Consider the following 17,109-nt stretch of genomic DNA (forward strand, 5'->3'; position numbering starts at 1 on the left):
AAAAGGTTTGAGAGAAACTATACAGATTGGTTGGTGGTAATGGCTTTGTAACCCGGTATCGTCTCCGGGATGATGGGCGTAGCTCCCCGCTGCGTGGCTACGTAGGCGCCCACGGCGCAGGCATACCGCAGGGTGTGTTCGGGGGTTTCGCCGGCCAGGTACATCGTCAGGAAAGCAGCCAGGAAAGCGTCTCCGCTGCCTATGGTATCTTCGACCTGCACCGAAACGCCGGGGCTTTCGTAATAGCCGGTGTTGTCCAGCAGCGCGGCTCCGTTTTCGCCCCGCGTCAGGCACACAGCCCGGAGAGCATACCGCTGCCGCAGCAGATTCATGGCTTCCTGCTCGTCGGTCTCCCCGCTGTACCAGCCCACGATTTCGGCCAGTTCGTTGTGGTTGACCTTCAGTATATCGGCCTTCTTCATCAGCGCTTCGATGACTTCCCGCGTGTAGTGCGGAGTCCTCAGGTTGACGTCGAATACCTTCAGCGACGCTTCATCCAGCAGATGGAGCAGGGTGTCGCGGGTGGTTTGGCTGCGGGCGGCCAGACTGCCGTAGACCAGCACCGCGCCCCGGCAGAGTGCCTTCAGGCTGTCGTCGAACTGGATATAATCGTAAGCTACCGGCTGCAGGAGTTTGTAGATAACCTCGTTGCGGTCGGTGATATTGGCTTTGGCCACACCCGTCAGATGCGTGTGGCTCGTCTGCACATACGTAGTCGGCAGCGAATTAGCCTCTAAGAACTCAATCAGTTCGCGGCCCAGGTCGTCGGTGCCGACGCGGCTGATGAGTTGGGCGTCGAGGCCGAAGTTGCGCAGGTGGACGGCTACATTCATTGGAGCGCCCCCGGCCTGTTTGCCGGTAGGGAGTACGTCCCAGAGAATTTCTCCGAAACAGATTAGGGTTGGTGTCATCAGATGAAGGGAAACGGATTAGTGAACAACGAACGTCCTGCCGACCTGCTCCAGGCTGGTGCCTTTGGTTTCGGGCATCAGTCGGGCCACAAACAGGAGTTGCAGAACCATCATGAACGAGAAGAACAGGAACGTATGCCCACCCCCGAAATGCCCGGCCAGGTACGGGAACGTGAACGTGATGACGGCCGCCATCAGCCAGTGCGTGAAGCTGCCCAGCGCCTGACCAGTAGCCCGGACTTCATTCGGGAAAATTTCGGAGATAAACACCCAGATAACGGCTCCCTGCGAGAAGGCGAAGAAGGCAATGTAAACGAACAGGAACAGCGGCACCGACATGCCCCCGAAATCTTCGGTGTAGAAAGCACGGGCCACCAGTGCCAGCATCAGAATTAGCCCCACGGAGCCGATTTTCATGAGCGTCCGCCGACCGAAACGGTCGATGAGGTTCATAGAAATCATGGTGAAGATGAGGTTGATGAGGCCGATACCCGCCGACGACAGCAGGGCCGAACTTTTGCCCAGGCCCGTCATTTCGAAAATCCGGGGAGCGTAGTAGATGATAGCGTTGATACCGGATACCTGGTTGAAGACCGCGAACAGCATAGCCAGCATCACGGGTGTTTTGTACTTTGCGGAGAACAGCCGGATTTTTGATTCGCTGGTCTGACCGGCGCTTACCTGCAGGTCCAGCAGGGTTTGTTCACTGGCAGTAGGGTCAATAAGGTTCAGCACCTCGCGGGCTTCGGCGACCAGACCCTTCTTCAGCAGCAGCCAGCGGGGGCTCTCCGGAATTTTTAGAACTGCTACAAGAAAGATGAACGACGGCAGCGCCTGTACGCCCAGCATCCACCGCCACGAGTCGGTACCGATACCCGCCAGCAGGTAGTTGGACAGGTAGGCCACCAGAATACCCAGTACGATATTGAACTGGAACAGGGCCACCAGCCGTCCGCGTGATTTGGCCGGCGATATTTCGGTAATGTACATGGGAGCCGCCACCGACGAAGCACCTACACCCAGGCCGCCCAGAAACCGGAACACCAGAAACATACTCCAGTCGACCGCCAGCGCCGTGCCGAGCGACGACACCAGGTACAGCACCGCAATCCAGAACAACGTCTTTTTACGACCCAGTGCCTCTGCCGGAATACCACCCAGCATGGCACCGAACACCGTACCCATGAGGGCGATGGAGACGGTGAGCCCGTGCTGCCAGACCGACAGCTCCCATAACGTTTGCAGGGACTGCTCGACACCGGAAATAACGGCGGTATCAAATCCGAAAAGAAAACCGCCGAGTGCTGCGGTAATTGACCAAAAAAAGATGCGTTGTTTCTGACTCATGGTTGACTGAATTGGAATCGTTGTGCGTCAATCGATGAGTCAAAGCTACCGTCCCTGTTACGGACCGCCTTTCGCTAACCGTTCAAATCCTTTCGAATTTGGGTCTGCTGGTAAATGCCTTATAATCAAGGCTTTATTTGGTTTGCTGGAAGCGGGGGTTTCAAAATTGTTACACGGATTTTCAGTTTTGTTTCAACAGAATCCGCTTAGGCATTTACTGAGGAGGACCTGCGGTATTCCGACGGTGTTTGCTGCGTATGCTGCTTGAAGAAGGTGGTGAAATAAGCCGGGGAACTGAAACCGGCTTCGTAGGCGATTTCCGCCATGGTTTTGGTCGATTCTTTGAGGAGGTATTTAGCCCGTTTCAGCCGAATCTGAGCAAAGTAGTCTGTAATGTTCATGTCGAGCAGCGCCTGCACTTTACGGTACAGTTGCACCCGCGACAGTCCCATATCGCGGCTGAGTTGCTCCACGCCGTAATTGGTATCGGTGAGGTTCTGCTCAATATGGGCGGTGAGCTCATTCAGAAATTTTTTCTCCTGCCGGTTACCCGACTGCGACACAAAATCGGCGTTCATCCGGCGCTGCCATTTTTCGCGATTGGCAAGGGTAGTCCGAATGGTTTCAATCAGGTGAACGGTATTAAAGGGTTTGGCGATGTAGGCGTCGGCTCCGGCTCGGGTACCGTCAATGCGGTGTTCCATCTGCCCTTTGGCCGTGAGCAAAATCACCGGTATGTGCGATGTTCGGAAATCGGCCTTCGTGCGCTGGGTCAGTTGCAGGCCGTCCAGGCCGGGAAGCATAATGTCGCTGATGATTAAATCCGGTACCGCTTCCAGTATACGCTCCCAGCCTTTTTCGCCCGTCGGCTCGGCCAGTATCTCGTATTCGTCGCTGAGCCGGCTGACCAGAAACTGGCGTAAATCGTCGTGATCCTCTACCACCAGCAGCGTGCCCTTTTGTCCGGAAGCCGGCGCGGGTTTTTCCGGCACCTCGTCAAGTTCGGGCAGGATAACAGGTGAGTGGGCAACGGGTGTGCCTTCCCTTTCTTCCGGGGCCAGGTGGGCGCTGCCCAGCGGCAGTAGCATGGTAAAGGTTGCGCCTTTGCCTTTCTCCGACTGCACGTCAATGTAACCCTGGTGCAGGTTAACAAACTCGCGGGAGAGCGCCAGCCCGAGACCGTTGCCGAGATTGAAGGGCTTCGTACCGCTGAAAAACAAATCAAATGCGTGCGCCTGCTCTTCGGGCGTCATGCCTTCGCCGTTATCCTGCACCTGAATCATGACCTGATTGTCGCGTACATCCAGCAGTACATGAATCAGGCCGCCTTTGGGCGTATACTTAAACGCGTTGGACAGCAGGTTGAACAGCACCTTGTCCAGCTTCTCCCCGTCGAACCAGACCATCAGTTCCGGCCGGGCGGTTATAAATTGCAGGTCAATGCGCTGTTTATCGGCCTTCCGGCGGAAATCCTGCACAATGTCCCGCACAAACGCTACGATGTCCTGCTCTGAGGCTTTCAGAGCCAGTTTGCCGGCATCGGTTTTGCGCAGGTCAAGCATTTGATTAACGAGCCGGAGCAGCCGGTGGGCATTTTTCTGAACGAGTGACAGGCTGCTTCTGAGTTCGTGCGGGCTAACGGTTTTCTTCGTCAGCAAATCTTCTGTCGGCGTCAGAATCAGGCTGAGTGGGGTATTAAATTCGTGGGAGATGTACGAATAAAAGCGCAGCTTGTCTTCCGTAGCCAGCCGGGCCTGTTTGGAAACGGCTTCTATTTTGTCCTTCTGCTCCAGAATTTCCGCGTTCTGCTTTTCCAGCTTCCGGTAGGCCGCCTGTTTTTCGCGAACCAGGTACAACGCCCAGGCACCCAGCACCAGGACAATGACCAGACTGCCGAGGGTAATGTACAGCGTGTTTCGCTGGGTAGAATACGTATGGGTTAATTCGTCGATGCGCCGGCTCTGCTTTTCAATGTCGTACTGCTGGTCCAGGAGTTTGTCGGTCTGGGCTTTAAGCGCCCGGATATTCGACGCATCCACCTGAATCGAATTCAGAATGTTATCCCGCTTTACCGATTTCCCTTCCAGAATCCGCACGGCCGTCTCAATGGCTTCCTGTCCACCGGTTGGGTACAGAAACGAAGCCGTCAGAATCCCTTTACTAATAAACTGCATACCGGCATTCGGACCTGGCAGGGCGTCAATGCCGACAAACCGAAGCTGTTTATCCAGCCCGGCGGCTTTACTAATTTCATAGACCCCCAGTCCCATTACATCGTTATGGGTAAAGACCAGATCAGCCGTTCTGAGGTCGGCGAGGTGCGCAGCCGCTACCCGGCGGGCCGTGTCTTTTTCCCACTGGCCGTTCAGTTCTTTGCTAATCTGTACCTGCGGGTAGTGGGCTAAGGCTTCGCGTAAGCCCCGGTGCCGCTCCTGCGCCGGCGACGAGCCGGGGAGGCCCCAGACTTCGACAATCCGGCCTTTGCCTTTCAGCAGATTTCCGATGTAGGCACCGGCCATCCGGCCAATCGCCACGTTATCGGCCCCGATGTAGGCGTTGTAGGACTCGGTCTCAATCTTCCGGTCAATCACCACCACAGGAATGCCTTTTTTAAAGACCGCTTCTACCGCCTGGGTAATGGGCGTCGAGGTTTCGTTGGGCGAGACAATTAGCAGGTCAATACCCTGATCAACCAGCGCCTGAATCTGGCTGATCTGCCGGGCTGTACTGTTGCCCGCATCTTCGTAAAGGAGCGTATAATTTGGATGAAACGTTAGTTCACGGTTCATCTCGTTGAGCATGTACCGTCGCCATTCGTCGGCACCGGTGCATTGCGAAAACCCAATTCGATACGTTTTCTGCTGCTGACCAGAGGTACAGCCACTGAGCGCAGGAAGGATAGCGAAAATAAAAACGATATAAAGACGCATGACTCGCTTCTCCCTACCTTGTTTTCCTGGTGTAACGGCTCAGTTAAGCGGAAACGACCGCGGGTTCTGTTTGATAATGCTGGAGCTATGAATCAGGCCCAGGATCAGGGCCCCTGTAATAATAGCCAGGGCAATCTGCAGCGTGGCAATCAGATCGACCATGGCCGATTCGGAGTGGGATTCTTTCATCAACTGCCGGCCCACTTCCGACTGGATATTGGTCAGCTCATTGAGGTGGCGGATGGCACTGCGGAACGGAACGGCGCTGTCGGTCGTATACAGTTTATTACGCGCTGCTGTCTGGCCGGTTTCGCTTAGGCTTAGCATGCGTTGCTCCATGCCGGCATACGTCTGTACAGACTGCTTAAACGCCTGCAGGCTTTCCGACTCTTTCTGGATCAGGTACGTTTCTTCTACCTTCCGGATCAGCGAGTCGATCCGCGCGTTGTAGTGGCTTAGCTGGCCCCGAATCTGCGTGGGGGTAAGCCGGTTGCCTGCCATAAGATGCTCCTCCAGCAGGAGCCGTTTGTTGTACAGGTTTTCACTCAGATAGACCAGGTCAACGGCCGGGAGCAGCCGGTCCTGGTAAATCGAGGAGAACGATTTATCGATACCACGAATGTTACTCCGGCTAATAACGGTATTCAGGGTAACAAACACCATGATACCCGTGAGCAGCAACGCTGCCTTTATTTTCTGCTGAATGACAAATGACCACTTCATACACGTGCTGACGAAGGTACTATACGTCCCAATATAGAACGAAATAACGGGTTCATTTCAATATACCCCTAATGAAATAGTTAATGTACAACATAAGGCTGGTTTATACAACGGTCTGGCAACGTATACCTTGTTTCAATTCCGAAGACCGCAAAGGAGAATAAAGCGAGCGCTCACTGGTTTAGGTCCCGGCTGGTCGATGACAGTGCCCGGAAACGACCGGGTGTTCTGGACCGGTTCCGCTTTAGCCGGGCGGAGTAGGCTACCCGGGCAATACTAAGCAGCGGGTACAGCAAACGCAGCAGTAGGAAAAGTTTCGTGGCAGCAAGCGGGAAAAGAGGCTGGTTTAAACAGATACCGCCGGAATAAAGCAGGAGGACAGGGGCAAAACAGGATGGAAATCAGCAGGCGTGTTAATTAACTGCCAGACCCTTAAGAAACTAAATGGACCAGACAGTCGGTAAGTTGTCAGAGCGCCAATCTATTTACTAACTTTTGCTGGTTATTTTCACGCTCAATCCCCTCACGCTATGAATCCCAACCATGTTGCCTTTACCGGAACTGTCCCTAAGAACTATGAGAAGTACCTGGGCCCTTACCTGTTCGAGCCTTACGCCAAAGACCTGATAGGGCACATCGACCACCCGGCTGAGGCTGTGCTGGAGCTTGCCTGCGGAACAGGTCGGGTAACCCGTCACCTCCGGCAGCATTTTCCGGCTGCCACGCGGCTGGTTGCCACCGACCTGAATCCGGATATGCTGACCATAGCCCGGCAACTGATTTCCGGGGAAAACATGGAATGGCAGGTAGCCGATATGCAGGCGCTGCCGTTCGACGATCATACGTTTGATCTGGTGGTGTGTCAGTTCGGGTTTATGTTTGTGCCGGACAAACCCCTGGCTTTTGGCGAAGTGTACCGCGTGCTGCGGCCGGGTGGGCGTTTGCTGTTCAACACCTGGGATAAACTGGCGTACAACCAGACATCGGATCTGACAAACCAGGTCGTTGCGCAGTTTTTTCCGGATAGTCCGCCCAATTTTTTCAATATCCCGTTCTCCATGCATGACCAGCATCAGATTCGGAGCTGGCTTGAGAACGCGGGCTTTCAGGATATTTCGGTTGAACTGATAGCGAAGCAATCGGTAGGAGAGTCGCCGGAAGCCATTGCCAGGGGGCTGTTGCTGGGTACCCCGCTGTACCCGATCATTCAGGAAAGACGGCCCGACCTGCTGCCCCGGATTATCGAGGCCGCATCCAAAGCCATAGGGGAACGATTTGGATTCGAAAGCCCCGCCAGCCGAATGCAGGCCTGGGTGGCTCAGGGGGTTAAACAAGAGGAGTAGCGCCGGATAAAGCCGGCTTTATCTCCGTATCGATGTGTGTCCGTCTATGGCGTGTTCCAGGTCCAGTTCGTCGGTTGGCTCCTTGTTCAGGTGCGTATCGGCTTTCTCGCCAACGGGTTTTTTGCTGATGGTGATGCCGCCGTCGACAGAGTAAATAGCGCCCGTGACGTACAAGCCTCATCGGACGCCAGGAACAGGTACACATTGGCCACTTCTTCGGGCCTGCCCCGGCGGCTCATCGGCGTAGCTGCGGTGTTAAGCTGCTCCCTCTCCTTAGCCATCGGTCCGGTTTGCTTATGCGTCCAGGCCGTATCAATCGGGCCGGGTGTAACAAGGGTTACCGCACGCCAAATTGCGCCTGTTCCGATGCCAGCCCTTTGCAGAAGGCATGCATAAAGCCTTTGGTCCCCCCGTAGGGAGCTACCTGTGCAGTGCCAACCAGAGCGGATTCGGAGCCGGCGGTCAATACCGGCCTGCTTTTCAATTTCCGGTGCTATCGCGTCGACAGGGTCTTCCGGCAGGCCGGCTACCAGCACGCGGGCACTTTCCCAGGCAAAGGGTTACAAATAGCCTCGCCAATGCGGGAGCCCTCCGGTCACAATGGCCGGAAAAGCGGCCAGGCGTTGTCCCGGGTGTTTGTCTGTTTAAACATAGTATACTTACTATGCAGACTGGAAAGATATTAGACGATTGGTTTGTTAAATAATCTGCGTCCGGTTCTGGTGATGAATAGCTGTGGTGCTAAAATTTATGTACATTCAATGGCGAATAGTTTTCAGGAATTGTTTTACCCCTCAGTTCAATGAAACGAAAACCGTATCGTCCTAACCCCTACCTAATCCATCCGAAAGGGTATGCGCTCTCCGCAGAAAGGCGAGGCACCTCCGCCAGTGCGTATAATAACCTCGGCTACTGGTTCCTGCTGCTGATTATTCTGGTTCTGGCCGGATTCTACCATACTTACCTGTCGAAAATCCTGCAACCGCAGGCCGCCATTATCCATATCCATTTTGGGTTAATGGCAATCTGGATTGGTATGCTGATTGCCCAGCCGTTTTTGATTAAATACAAAAAAGTGGCTCTGCATCGCAGGGTGGGCCGGATCAGTTATTGGGTAGTGCCGCTGGCCATATTCTCCGGCTTTCTGATGCTGCGGGATACCTACTACCGCTTTATCGCCGATGCCCAGCAAAAAGCGGCTCAGAGCCTGTCTCCACTGGCCTCCGACGAACTACAGCGGCAGGCTGCTGCATACGTATCGGTAGTAGTATTCTGGCTCGCTATGTTCGCTACATTTTATACAATGGCTATCCTCAACCGGAAGCGGTCAGCCGTTCACGCCCGGTATATGGTCGCTGCGGCCTTATCGCTGCTGGGACCTACCGTCGACCGTATTGTCGTATTTATTCTCGGGCTGGAGAGTCTGCCCGCCGGACTACCCATTGAAATTATAGCGTTCTTTCTGGCGAATACAACGCTGGCCCTGTTGCTGTGGAACGATTATCGGTATAAGCGCCCTATCTCTGCCTTACGCAACAGCCTGCTTATTTATCTGCTTGGTCAGACCCTTTATTTTACCCTGCCGCTAACGGATGTATGGGGCCATATCATGGCGTTTATCATGAGACCGGTGCCCTGATGAAGGAGGGTTGTTTATAAAGATGTTTTTGAGGGATTTCTGACGTTTTGCTGAATTTTAGCTTTGAATAGTAAGTGATTCTTCTTGTTTTCTGAGGCTTTTGTCTAAAATCACATTTATTACTATCGTACGGTTTAATTTTAATTTTTTATGAAGTTTTGAAGCCCATTGTCTAAAAATTATCGTTTGGGTTGGATGGTAGTTGGAATATTTTGTTATTGGTGCTGTGTATTTCTGAATACTCCGGCTGTATGCCGGAAAGCCGCTTGCAAAAGCACCGGTTCCGACGCTGTTGTGCGGCCTGTAAACAGAAGACCATCATCAACCTGAACATGTATGTATACCTACAATAAAATTATTGAATCTCTGGTAGTAAACGTTAGCCGGGCCGAGTACCGGCACTGGCTTCAGTCGCTCACCATCACCGGAAACAATCACGCCCTAAACGTACTGCTACGGGTTTACGAGGGTAATGTAACCATAAAAGGCCTGGGTAAACTGGAGGCCGGTGACCTGCTGTTTATTCCGGCGGGCACATCCCTGGAGATGACGCTGGGCGAGGCAGCCAAGGCGCATATCCTTTCGCCGGAGGCCTTGCTGACCGATTCCGGCCAATACCTGCAGGTCAAGGCGGACCCCCAGTTGCTGGGTCAGTTCCCCAACTCGTTCGGCTATATCTCGTTTGGCGCTACGGTTTTCGATCAGGTCGATTTTTTTGCGGCTCTGGATGTTCCCCCGTTTATCATTTCGCCGGCAGTCCGTTCGGAAACCCATGGCCCGCCGGCCTTATCGCTGACCGAATCCCTGGATCGGGTGTTACTGGAGGTCTCTCTGGAACAGGCGGGTAAAGACCGGCTGATCCGGAACAAGACTGAAGAACTGGTTGTTGGTATTATCCGGTACATGCTGGCGAAGGGTCTGTTTGTGGAGCAACTGGTAACCAACAGCACCTACTTCAACGATCCACGGCTGATCGGCCTCTTCGCGTATATCAAAGAAAATTTAGGCGGGGATCTCTCCAATAAGGCGCTGGCCAACATAGCCCATGTGTCGGAGGATTACCTGGGCCAGTATTTCAAACAGCGGACGGGTATGAACCCGCAGGACTATATCGAATATCAGCGCATGGAAGCGGCTCTGGCGCTGCTGGGCGATTCGCGCACGAGTATCAAGGAGATAGGGAGCCGGGTGGGGTATAAGGACACGGCTTATTTCTGCCGCCGGTTTAAGCGAACCTTTGGGATACCAGCGGCTAAAATGCGCCGGCGGGGTACCCTGGCCGTTGGTTAAGTAAGCCCACATTTGCAGCTTATCTCCGGCAGGGACCGGTAACCTCAGGCATCTTTCTGTGTATGGTAGAGCAAAAACAGCAGAAAGCAGGCCGTGAGCTGGAAACCCGTGTTCTGGGCGTTCCAGGTTTTGGACTGCCACATCAGGAACCATTCACCGCCAACGGCGATAAATACTGTAAACCACAACAAAACCCCCAGGGCTAAGCCCATCGTTACGGCTTGTTTCGCTTGTCTGAACTCGTTGGCCGGTGCCCGGAACCGCCGGATCATGCGGAAAACACCCGTAAAGATCAGTAGGGCGCTGCTGAACTCTCCGCCGATAATCAGGATGAACAGGGCGTACTGAATGCCTTCGTGGTGAATGGCCCGCCAGCCGTTGCGCTCCAGCGAGAAGGTATCCGTCATCTGGGTAACCATCCGGACAAACTCAAAATTGGACGGATAATCGACCACGTTGTTCAGGCAGACCAGCGACAGGTACAGGCCCACGGCCCCGCTGAAGAGAATCTTGATGAGTCGGCTGTTCATAAGAGGGTAGGAATACCGGCAAGGTAACAAACAAAAATTGTCCATGCGTGTGGGCACAGACAATTTCGTAAGCGGAAAAAATAAAGGAGGTTCTACTGTTTGTCTTTCGTGCCCTCCAGGTTGTAGTCCATGATTTTCATCCGGAAGCCCGTCACGGCTTTGGTGGTTGCATCGCGGGTGAACGTGTAAACGGAGCCGTAGGAGCTGGTTGATTTGTATGTGTCGGGTTCCGACTGCTTTACCAGTTTATAGCGTTCATTGCTGTCGACCTGCCCGTAGAGTTCACCGTTTTCAACCGTAATGGTAAGCTTTTGGAACGTGCCATTGTCGGCGAAAGTGTAGGTGCCGGCGTATGCCTGAAGCTCTTTATCGTCGGCCGATACCGAAGCGGTGACCGGAGGGGTAAGCCCGTGGGCCGAAGCCGGCGGAACAACCGAATACATACTTAGCAGCAGGGCCGTAATCAGTAAAATGCTCATAGGTAAAGGTATTGGTTTTTGGGTTAGTTCAAAACGGCAATAGGGGCGGTAGCAGGCTGGGCAGCTACCGGCAAGAACCGGCTGATGGCCTCCTTCCACTTCGCTTCTTCGTTTTTGCAGAACGACTGGTGGGCCGAGTTCTCGTAGATAACCAGTTGTTTGTGACGGCTTCCCAGATTCCGGAAAATAGTATCTGTTTCGTGGCGCAACACCCGTGGGTCCCGAGCGCCCCAGTTAAGCAGTACAGGCATGGTCAGGTCTCTGGCGTAGGCATCGGGGCGGTAGCCGAACGACCACATACCGCGTTGTAGCCCTCCCCATAGTAACAGCAGTTCGGAAGCTGGACTTTCGGGCAGGTGCATGGTGCGGATGCGGCCTTTCACAGCATCGTACATCGTCGCAAACGGGCATTCCAGAATAATCCGGCTGGGTTTCAGGTTATGCTCCGGTATGGCTTTCAGAATGGTAGCCGCCCCCATAGATACCCCCCACAGCACAATGTTCTGCTCGCCCCGGCCGGCTACGTACTCATAAGCGGCTTCCAGGTCACGCGTTTCGCGATAGCCGATGGTGCAGACATTGCCCGAACTGTTGCCGTGCGCCCGGAAGTCGAACGACAGTGTGTTGTAGTCCAGTTCGTGGAAATACTGGGTTTCCGCCAGGATCTTCGCTTTATTGGATGCGTGGCCGTGGCACAGGATCACCGTGCCCTGTGGTTGCCGGGCCGGGACATACCAGCCTTCGAGCAGAAAGCCGTCGTTGGTCAGCAGCCGAACGGTCTCGTGCGGCACCTGCGGAAAGCCATCAACCACTGATTTGATAAACTTCATCCCAAACAGGGAGCCGGTTAGCTTTTCGGCTGTGGTGTATTCTTCGGCTTTTCTCGCGGGTAGTTTCCGGGGATTATCGTAGAAGTAGGTGAACCGGTTGGCATGAAAAGCCAGAATAACATTGAGCAGGACGAGAATACCGAAGAAGATGCGCAGGGAATGGCGAAACCATTTCATAGGACTGAAGAAAGAGGTCTAAACAAAGCTACTAAATTTCCGGCTTTTACAAGCGGGTATGCTGCGTCGCGAAATTATCGGCTGGATTGAAGAACAGAAGGGGGGAATTGCTGTCGGCTGAACGGATGGTGGGCCACCAGTAGCCGTGGTTACTGCACTGTATATCCATAATGAAGAGCTACGGTGAGCCAGTCGATCTCAGGTTTTTGCTCTTTAAAGTCTAGGGTTAGAAAAAATTTACTGATTCGACTATAAAGCTTAGGCCCAATTCCGATGCGCTCGGAGAATTTTCTTTCAAACTGACGGGGACTCAAATTGGCTTGGTCGGCAATCCAATCCAATGAGAATGGGTTTGGATTGTAGGTAAGCAATTGTCCAATTTTGTCAATGGGATGATTGCTTACCTTAATTTTAGGCAGTTTTCCAAGTAAAAAGGTTTCGACGTGTTTTATCATTTCAAAATAGTCACCCGAATTGGCAATTCGATCGTTAACGGATTTTAATTCCGAACTGATCACCGATTCGGCATCACAAAATTCGCCTGTTAACTCGTTACTGGAAAAACCCAATAATCAATGCATGGCACCGGGCTGAAATACAACCATTAACATAAGGAATTCAGAAGCAGCATTTACCAGGAAATTACGTCTCGATACCTGTTGCCCGAATAAGGCATTGGACGCTATTTTTGAGGTAGTGTTTGTCAACGGATCGTGGGATTCGATGAAACCGCGTGCAAAAAAGACGAGTGCCTGCTCGGGACGTGTGGGGTATGGAGTTGTATGGTTAAAGTCACCATACAAATTGACCAGCAGGAAGTGTCTGATGATCGATTGCAAAGCAGGGCAGGGTAGTATCTTGCGGAAAATCATAATTCACCGAGGATAGCGGTTAGTTGCGCTGGCATCGAGAAAAATGGTGAGTGACTACTAGAAAGCTTATAAACCTTCTGGCAAGGAACATTTTGGACCAGCGTGCTTTTGTCCAAATCTTTTGCTTCGGTACAAAGAATGTAAACTTTTGGTATTATCCCATACCGATCGCTTGTCAGATTCACAGGTGTTGACAGGCAAGCCAAAGATTGCCAGCTTAAATGTGCTTTGGCAAAGGCCAAATCAGTTGAAGAGTAATCGTGGTAAAACAATTGGCCGACCATTTCCGGTTTAACCATCGTAGTTTTTTGATCCTCTGACATAATCAGGCTTGCAACGAGACTTGGCTCAAACGGCTTAATGCCATTGGCCTTGTTTTGAACGGTCGCTTTTCTACCAATCCAAACACGGAATCTCCATTGTTTGGCATGAAGGCATCTAAAAATACCAACATTTCTACTTTTCCTTTTTTTAAGTTCTCGGCAGCTTGAGCGATAACAACACCTGCCATTGAGTGACCGACTAAAACGACAGGACCAGGTTGAGAATTGGCCACATTGACTATTTTGTCTACATAATCATCAAAGATCACCATTGAAACTGGTGTCTTATCATCGCCATGACCCGGTAAATCAGGTGCGAATACTTTATTGCCAGAAGCTTCGAGCATTGGTTTTACATTTTTCCAGCACCAGGCACCATGAACCAACATGTACGTTTTGGGTTGAGCAAAGGATACGGATTGAACCAGGCTAACAATGAGCAGAAGTAATAGGTTGGTTCTCATTATCGTAACGGTTTAGTGTTACAACAAATTTATTTCACCAGTAAAGGGGTTGACAAGTAAAAAAACGACAAGTTTAGGATTGGTAAAGGCAATTAATTGACATTAAAATTAGGGGAAATATTGCCTTTAAGCTATGTAGCCTCACCTACAAAAATTTATGCTTTTTCAGGGGATGGGACTTCGTCATGAGATAGTCCGGTGGATAGAAGAACGTACAAAGACAACGCTATTATCGGCAGAGCGTATGGCCGGTAGTACGGCTACCTCGCTGTACCGTTGTCACCTGCACGGGAAACGCCATCCAGAGCAGCTTGTTCTTCGGTTGTTCGATGACCAAGTCTGGCAGGCAGAGGAGCCCGACATTGCCCGGCACGAAGCCGCAACGTTACAGAAACTGGCGTCTACCGACCTGCCCGCACCGCGATTGATAGCCGTCGATGAAACCGGAGCTATAGCCGGAATGCCGATGGTGTTAATGACCCATCTGGAGGGTCAGGTAGACCTTCAGCCGAAAAACCTGCACCGCTGGCTGGCCGATATGGCGGGTATGCTGGCGCGGATTCATGCCATACCCCCCGGCGATTTTGCCTGGAAGTACTACCGGTACAATCAACCGGAACAGTTACGAATTCCCGACTGGTCAGGACAACCGGCTGTCTGGCAGCAGGCGCTGGCCATTGCCGGCCAGGTTCCACCGGAGGGAACCACCTGCCTGCTGCATCGGGATTACCATCCAACGAATATCTTGTGGAACAAGGACCAACTCTCTGCCATTGTGGACTGGCCGAATGCCTGTGAAGGTCCGCCGGGCGTCGATGTGGGGCATTGCCGCCTGAACCTGGCGTTGCTGATGGGCATTGCCGAAGCGGAGCAGTTTTTAGCAGCCTATCAAGCGGCTGCCCCGTCATTCCGGCATGAACCGTACTGGGATGTTGTAGCTGCCCTGGAGTTTTTACCTGGGCCACCGGCTGTATACCCACCCTGGCGGGAGTTTGGCGTTACAGGGCTGATGGACGAATTAATCACCAGCCGGTATGACGCATATGTAAGTCAATTGGTTGGTAAAATTTCGATGTAATCTTACCGTCATGCACTACACCCTTTCACAAAGTCAGCACCATTTTATTGTAGGGAATCGCTCCTTTGTAGAACACATCCCCTTCGACGGCCATTCCGAACTTCCGGTAAAAAGCCGCCGTCTCCTGCCGGGCATCACACCAGAGCGTATGCGCTCCCTGTGCCCTGGCTTCGTCGATAACCCGGTTCAGTAGCTGGGTGCCGATACCCTGCCGCTGGTAATCCGGATGCGTGGCGAACTTGCGGAACCGGGCAACGCCCTCGTTGACAAACAAGGAGATCACCGCTACCAGCTCCGGGCCGATAAATGCGCCGTAGTGGAATCCGGCCGCATCCTCCTCTATCTTCACATAATCCAGCGGTTTGTCCGGCCACAGCACCTGATGTCGGAGCGGGTAAGTCGCTTCCGCCGGTATAATTTGAATACCTGGGGTACTTATATTGAGCATCTTCCGGTTTTTTTGTAGGTTTCGGGTCTGTATAAGCCCCTACAAAAATGAGTCAAATCAGGAAGATTACCTTAACGGAAAACGAAATACCCCGCCAGTGGTACAACATCGTGGCCGATATGCCCAACAAGCCTTTGCCTCCGCTGCATCCCGGCACCAAAGAGCCCATTGGCCCTGAAATGCTGACTCCACTGTTCCCGATGGAACTGATTAAGCAGGAGGTAACCGGCGATACCTGGGTGGACATTCCGGAGGAGGTCCGCGATGTCTACAAAATCTGGCGGCCTACGCCGATGTACCGCGCCTACGGCCTGGAAAAGGCCCTGGGTACGTCGTCTAAAATCTATTACAAATACGAGGGCGTCAGTCCGGCCGGTTCGCACAAACCCAACACGGCCGTGCCGCAGGCGTACTACAACAAACAGGAGGGCGTAAAACGCATCACCACCGAAACCGGTGCCGGTCAGTGGGGTAGTGCGCTGAGTTTTGCCTGTCAGCTGTTCGGCATCGAGTGCGAGGTGTACATGGTACGGGTCAGCTACGAGGGCAAACCCTACCGCAAAATTCTGATGAACACCTGGGGTGCCAATGTGTACCCTTCGCCCTCCGACCGTACCGAATCGGGCCGGAAGATTCTGGCGCAGGACCCCAATTCACCTGGCAGCCTCGGTATTGCCATTTCAGAAGCGGTGGAACTGGCCATGCAGGACGAGCAGACCAAATATGCCCTGGGCAGCGTACTCAACCACGTGCTTATGCACCAGACGGTGATCGGCCTGGAATCCATTAAGCAGTTGGAGAAAGCCGGCGATATGCCCGACATTGTGGTGGCACCCTTCGGTGGTGGTTCCAACTTTGCCGGTATTGCCTTCCCGTTCCTGCGCTACAACCTGACCGAAGGCAAAACCATCCGCTGCATTGCGGCCGAGCCGGCCTCCTGCCCCAAACTGACCCGTGGGGAGTTCCGCTACGACCTGGGCGATACCGTAGGCATGACGCCCCTGCTGCCGATGTACACCCTCGGCCATAACTTTGTGCCCGCGCCGATTCATGCTGGTGGGCTGCGCTACCACGGAGCCGGTGCCATTGTGAGCCAGTTGCTGAAAGACGGCCTGATCGAAGCGCAGTCGCTGAAGCAGTTGGAATGCTTTGAGTCGGGGATCCTGTTTGCCCGCACCGAAGGCATTGTTCCGGCTCCGGAGGCTACCCACGCCATTGCGACGGTGATTCGGGAAGCGAAGCAGGCCGACGAAGCAGGTGAGCCCAAAACCATTCTGTTCAACCTCTGCGGCCACGGCCATTTCGACATGGGCGCGTACGAGCAGTACCTGTCGGGCAAACTGGTGGAGCATGAGGTAACACAGGAAGAAATCAGCGCGTCGCTGGCCGAACTGGATACGCCGGTTATTGCCTGCGTGTAATGAAGATGAGGTCAAATCAGCTTTATGGAAATTGCCGTAAAACTAAAGATCGGTAAACTGCCCTTCTTTAAGGTGTCAGTCGACGAGCTAATGCAACAGGCAGTATTGGACGGGTTCAGGATTTTACCAGTAGCCAATGAGCATATTGCTGCCTATCCGACCATACCGTTATATGAGTAGCACCGTGATCCATTTGACAGGCTGCTTCTGGCAACAGCAGTTTGCCAAAGCTGGCCATTGGTTTTTGTCGATGAGAAGTTCCGCTTATACGAAAACATACTCATGCTGATAGATGGACGATTCA

General features: G+C 53.1%; 18 protein-coding genes and 1 pseudogene. 5 read left to right on the forward strand and 14 right to left on the reverse strand.

Annotated elements, in window-relative coordinates; genetic code table 11:
• Positions 1-17: 17 nt before the first annotated feature.
• The 4 genes from ABD931_RS21645 to ABD931_RS21660 form a co-directional block, all read right to left on the reverse strand.
• Positions 18-911, reverse strand: coding sequence for a carbohydrate kinase family protein (locus ABD931_RS21645; RefSeq protein ID WP_345270050.1), 894 nt, complete (start codon positions 909-911; stop codon positions 18-20).
• Between the two features lie 18 nt (positions 912-929).
• Positions 930-2,258, reverse strand: coding sequence for a sugar porter family MFS transporter (locus ABD931_RS21650; protein ID WP_370469344.1), 1,329 nt, complete (start codon positions 2,256-2,258; stop codon positions 930-932).
• 206 nt (positions 2,259-2,464) lie between these two features.
• Positions 2,465-5,188: a substrate-binding domain-containing protein gene (locus ABD931_RS21655; RefSeq protein ID WP_345270051.1), complete on the reverse strand. Its 2,724-nt coding sequence runs from the start codon at positions 5,186-5,188 to the stop codon at positions 2,465-2,467.
• 39 nt (positions 5,189-5,227) lie between these two features.
• The gene (locus tag ABD931_RS21660; RefSeq protein ID WP_345270052.1) at positions 5,228-5,911 is read right to left on the reverse strand and encodes an MCP four helix bundle domain-containing protein; all 684 of its coding nucleotides are present in this window, start codon (positions 5,909-5,911) and stop codon (positions 5,228-5,230) included.
• Between the two features lie 530 nt (positions 5,912-6,441).
• On the opposite strand from ABD931_RS21660, the gene ABD931_RS21665 reads away from it, so the two are divergent.
• On the forward strand, positions 6,442-7,254 hold the full coding sequence (locus ABD931_RS21665) for a class I SAM-dependent methyltransferase (protein ID WP_345270054.1): 813 nt from the start codon (positions 6,442-6,444) through the stop codon (positions 7,252-7,254).
• An 18-nt stretch (positions 7,255-7,272) separates the two neighbouring features.
• Here the strand turns inward: ABD931_RS21665 and ABD931_RS21670 are convergent, their stop codons facing one another.
• From ABD931_RS21670 to ABD931_RS21680, 3 genes and pseudogenes are all read right to left on the reverse strand, one after another.
• Positions 7,273-7,428 (reverse strand): hypothetical protein, encoded by a 156-nt coding sequence (locus ABD931_RS21670; protein WP_345270195.1) that lies wholly within the window; start codon positions 7,426-7,428, stop codon positions 7,273-7,275.
• A gap of 56 nt (positions 7,429-7,484) precedes the next feature.
• Positions 7,485-7,535 (reverse strand): annotated as a pseudogene (locus ABD931_RS21675) (hypothetical protein); the annotation flags it as partial.
• Between the two features lie 56 nt (positions 7,536-7,591).
• Complete coding sequence (locus ABD931_RS21680; RefSeq protein WP_345270055.1) at positions 7,592-7,738, reverse strand: hypothetical protein; 147 nt, start codon at positions 7,736-7,738, stop codon at positions 7,592-7,594.
• Between the two features lie 318 nt (positions 7,739-8,056).
• On the opposite strand from ABD931_RS21680, the gene ABD931_RS21685 reads away from it, so the two are divergent.
• Positions 8,057-8,893: a hypothetical protein gene (locus ABD931_RS21685; RefSeq protein WP_345270056.1), complete on the forward strand. Its 837-nt coding sequence runs from the start codon at positions 8,057-8,059 to the stop codon at positions 8,891-8,893.
• Positions 8,894-9,229: 336 nt separating this feature from the next.
• A complete protein-coding gene (locus tag ABD931_RS21690; protein ID WP_345270057.1) occupies positions 9,230-10,183 on the forward strand; it encodes an AraC family transcriptional regulator in 954 nt (317 codons plus the stop codon).
• Positions 10,184-10,227: 44 nt separating this feature from the next.
• On the opposite strand, the gene ABD931_RS21695 is transcribed toward ABD931_RS21690, so the two are convergent.
• The 6 genes from ABD931_RS21695 to ABD931_RS21720 all read right to left on the reverse strand — a co-directional run bounded on the left by ABD931_RS21695 (position 10,228) and on the right by ABD931_RS21720 (position 13,858).
• A complete protein-coding gene (locus tag ABD931_RS21695; RefSeq protein ID WP_345270058.1) occupies positions 10,228-10,713 on the reverse strand; it encodes a DUF2165 family protein in 486 nt (161 codons plus the stop codon).
• A gap of 92 nt (positions 10,714-10,805) precedes the next feature.
• Positions 10,806-11,192: a DUF3471 domain-containing protein gene (locus ABD931_RS21700; protein WP_345270059.1), complete on the reverse strand. Its 387-nt coding sequence runs from the start codon at positions 11,190-11,192 to the stop codon at positions 10,806-10,808.
• 23 nt (positions 11,193-11,215) lie between these two features.
• A complete protein-coding gene (locus ABD931_RS21705) occupies positions 11,216-12,199 on the reverse strand; it encodes an alpha/beta hydrolase (RefSeq protein WP_345270060.1) in 984 nt (327 codons plus the stop codon).
• 149 nt (positions 12,200-12,348) lie between these two features.
• Positions 12,349-12,768, reverse strand: coding sequence for a hypothetical protein (locus tag ABD931_RS21710; RefSeq protein ID WP_345270061.1), 420 nt, complete (start codon positions 12,766-12,768; stop codon positions 12,349-12,351).
• Between the two features lie 299 nt (positions 12,769-13,067).
• Positions 13,068-13,394, reverse strand: a complete 327-nt coding sequence (locus tag ABD931_RS21715) for an alpha/beta hydrolase family protein (protein WP_345270062.1) — start codon at positions 13,392-13,394, stop codon at positions 13,068-13,070.
• Between the two features lie 2 nt (positions 13,395-13,396).
• The gene (locus tag ABD931_RS21720) at positions 13,397-13,858 is read right to left on the reverse strand and encodes an alpha/beta fold hydrolase (protein WP_345270063.1); all 462 of its coding nucleotides are present in this window, start codon (positions 13,856-13,858) and stop codon (positions 13,397-13,399) included.
• A gap of 157 nt (positions 13,859-14,015) precedes the next feature.
• Here ABD931_RS21720 and ABD931_RS21725 point away from each other — a divergent pair, with 157 nt between their 5' ends.
• A complete protein-coding gene (locus ABD931_RS21725) occupies positions 14,016-14,936 on the forward strand; it encodes a phosphotransferase family protein (RefSeq protein WP_345270064.1) in 921 nt (306 codons plus the stop codon).
• 25 nt (positions 14,937-14,961) lie between these two features.
• On the opposite strand, the gene ABD931_RS21730 is transcribed toward ABD931_RS21725, so the two are convergent.
• Positions 14,962-15,384 carry a GNAT family N-acetyltransferase gene (locus ABD931_RS21730; RefSeq protein WP_345270065.1) on the reverse strand — a complete coding sequence of 141 codons (423 nt, stop codon included), beginning with the start codon at positions 15,382-15,384 and terminating at the stop codon, positions 14,962-14,964.
• 47 nt (positions 15,385-15,431) lie between these two features.
• Between ABD931_RS21730 and ABD931_RS21735 the strand changes: the two genes are divergently transcribed.
• Entirely contained in the window at positions 15,432-16,805 is a 1,374-nt protein-coding gene (locus ABD931_RS21735) for a TrpB-like pyridoxal phosphate-dependent enzyme (protein ID WP_345270067.1), read from the forward strand.
• The last annotated feature ends 304 nt before the right edge of the window (positions 16,806-17,109 follow it).

This window comes from Nibrella viscosa, assembly GCF_039541875.1.
In the GTDB taxonomy this organism is placed as follows: Bacteria; Bacteroidota; Bacteroidia; order Cytophagales; family Spirosomataceae; genus Nibrella; species Nibrella viscosa.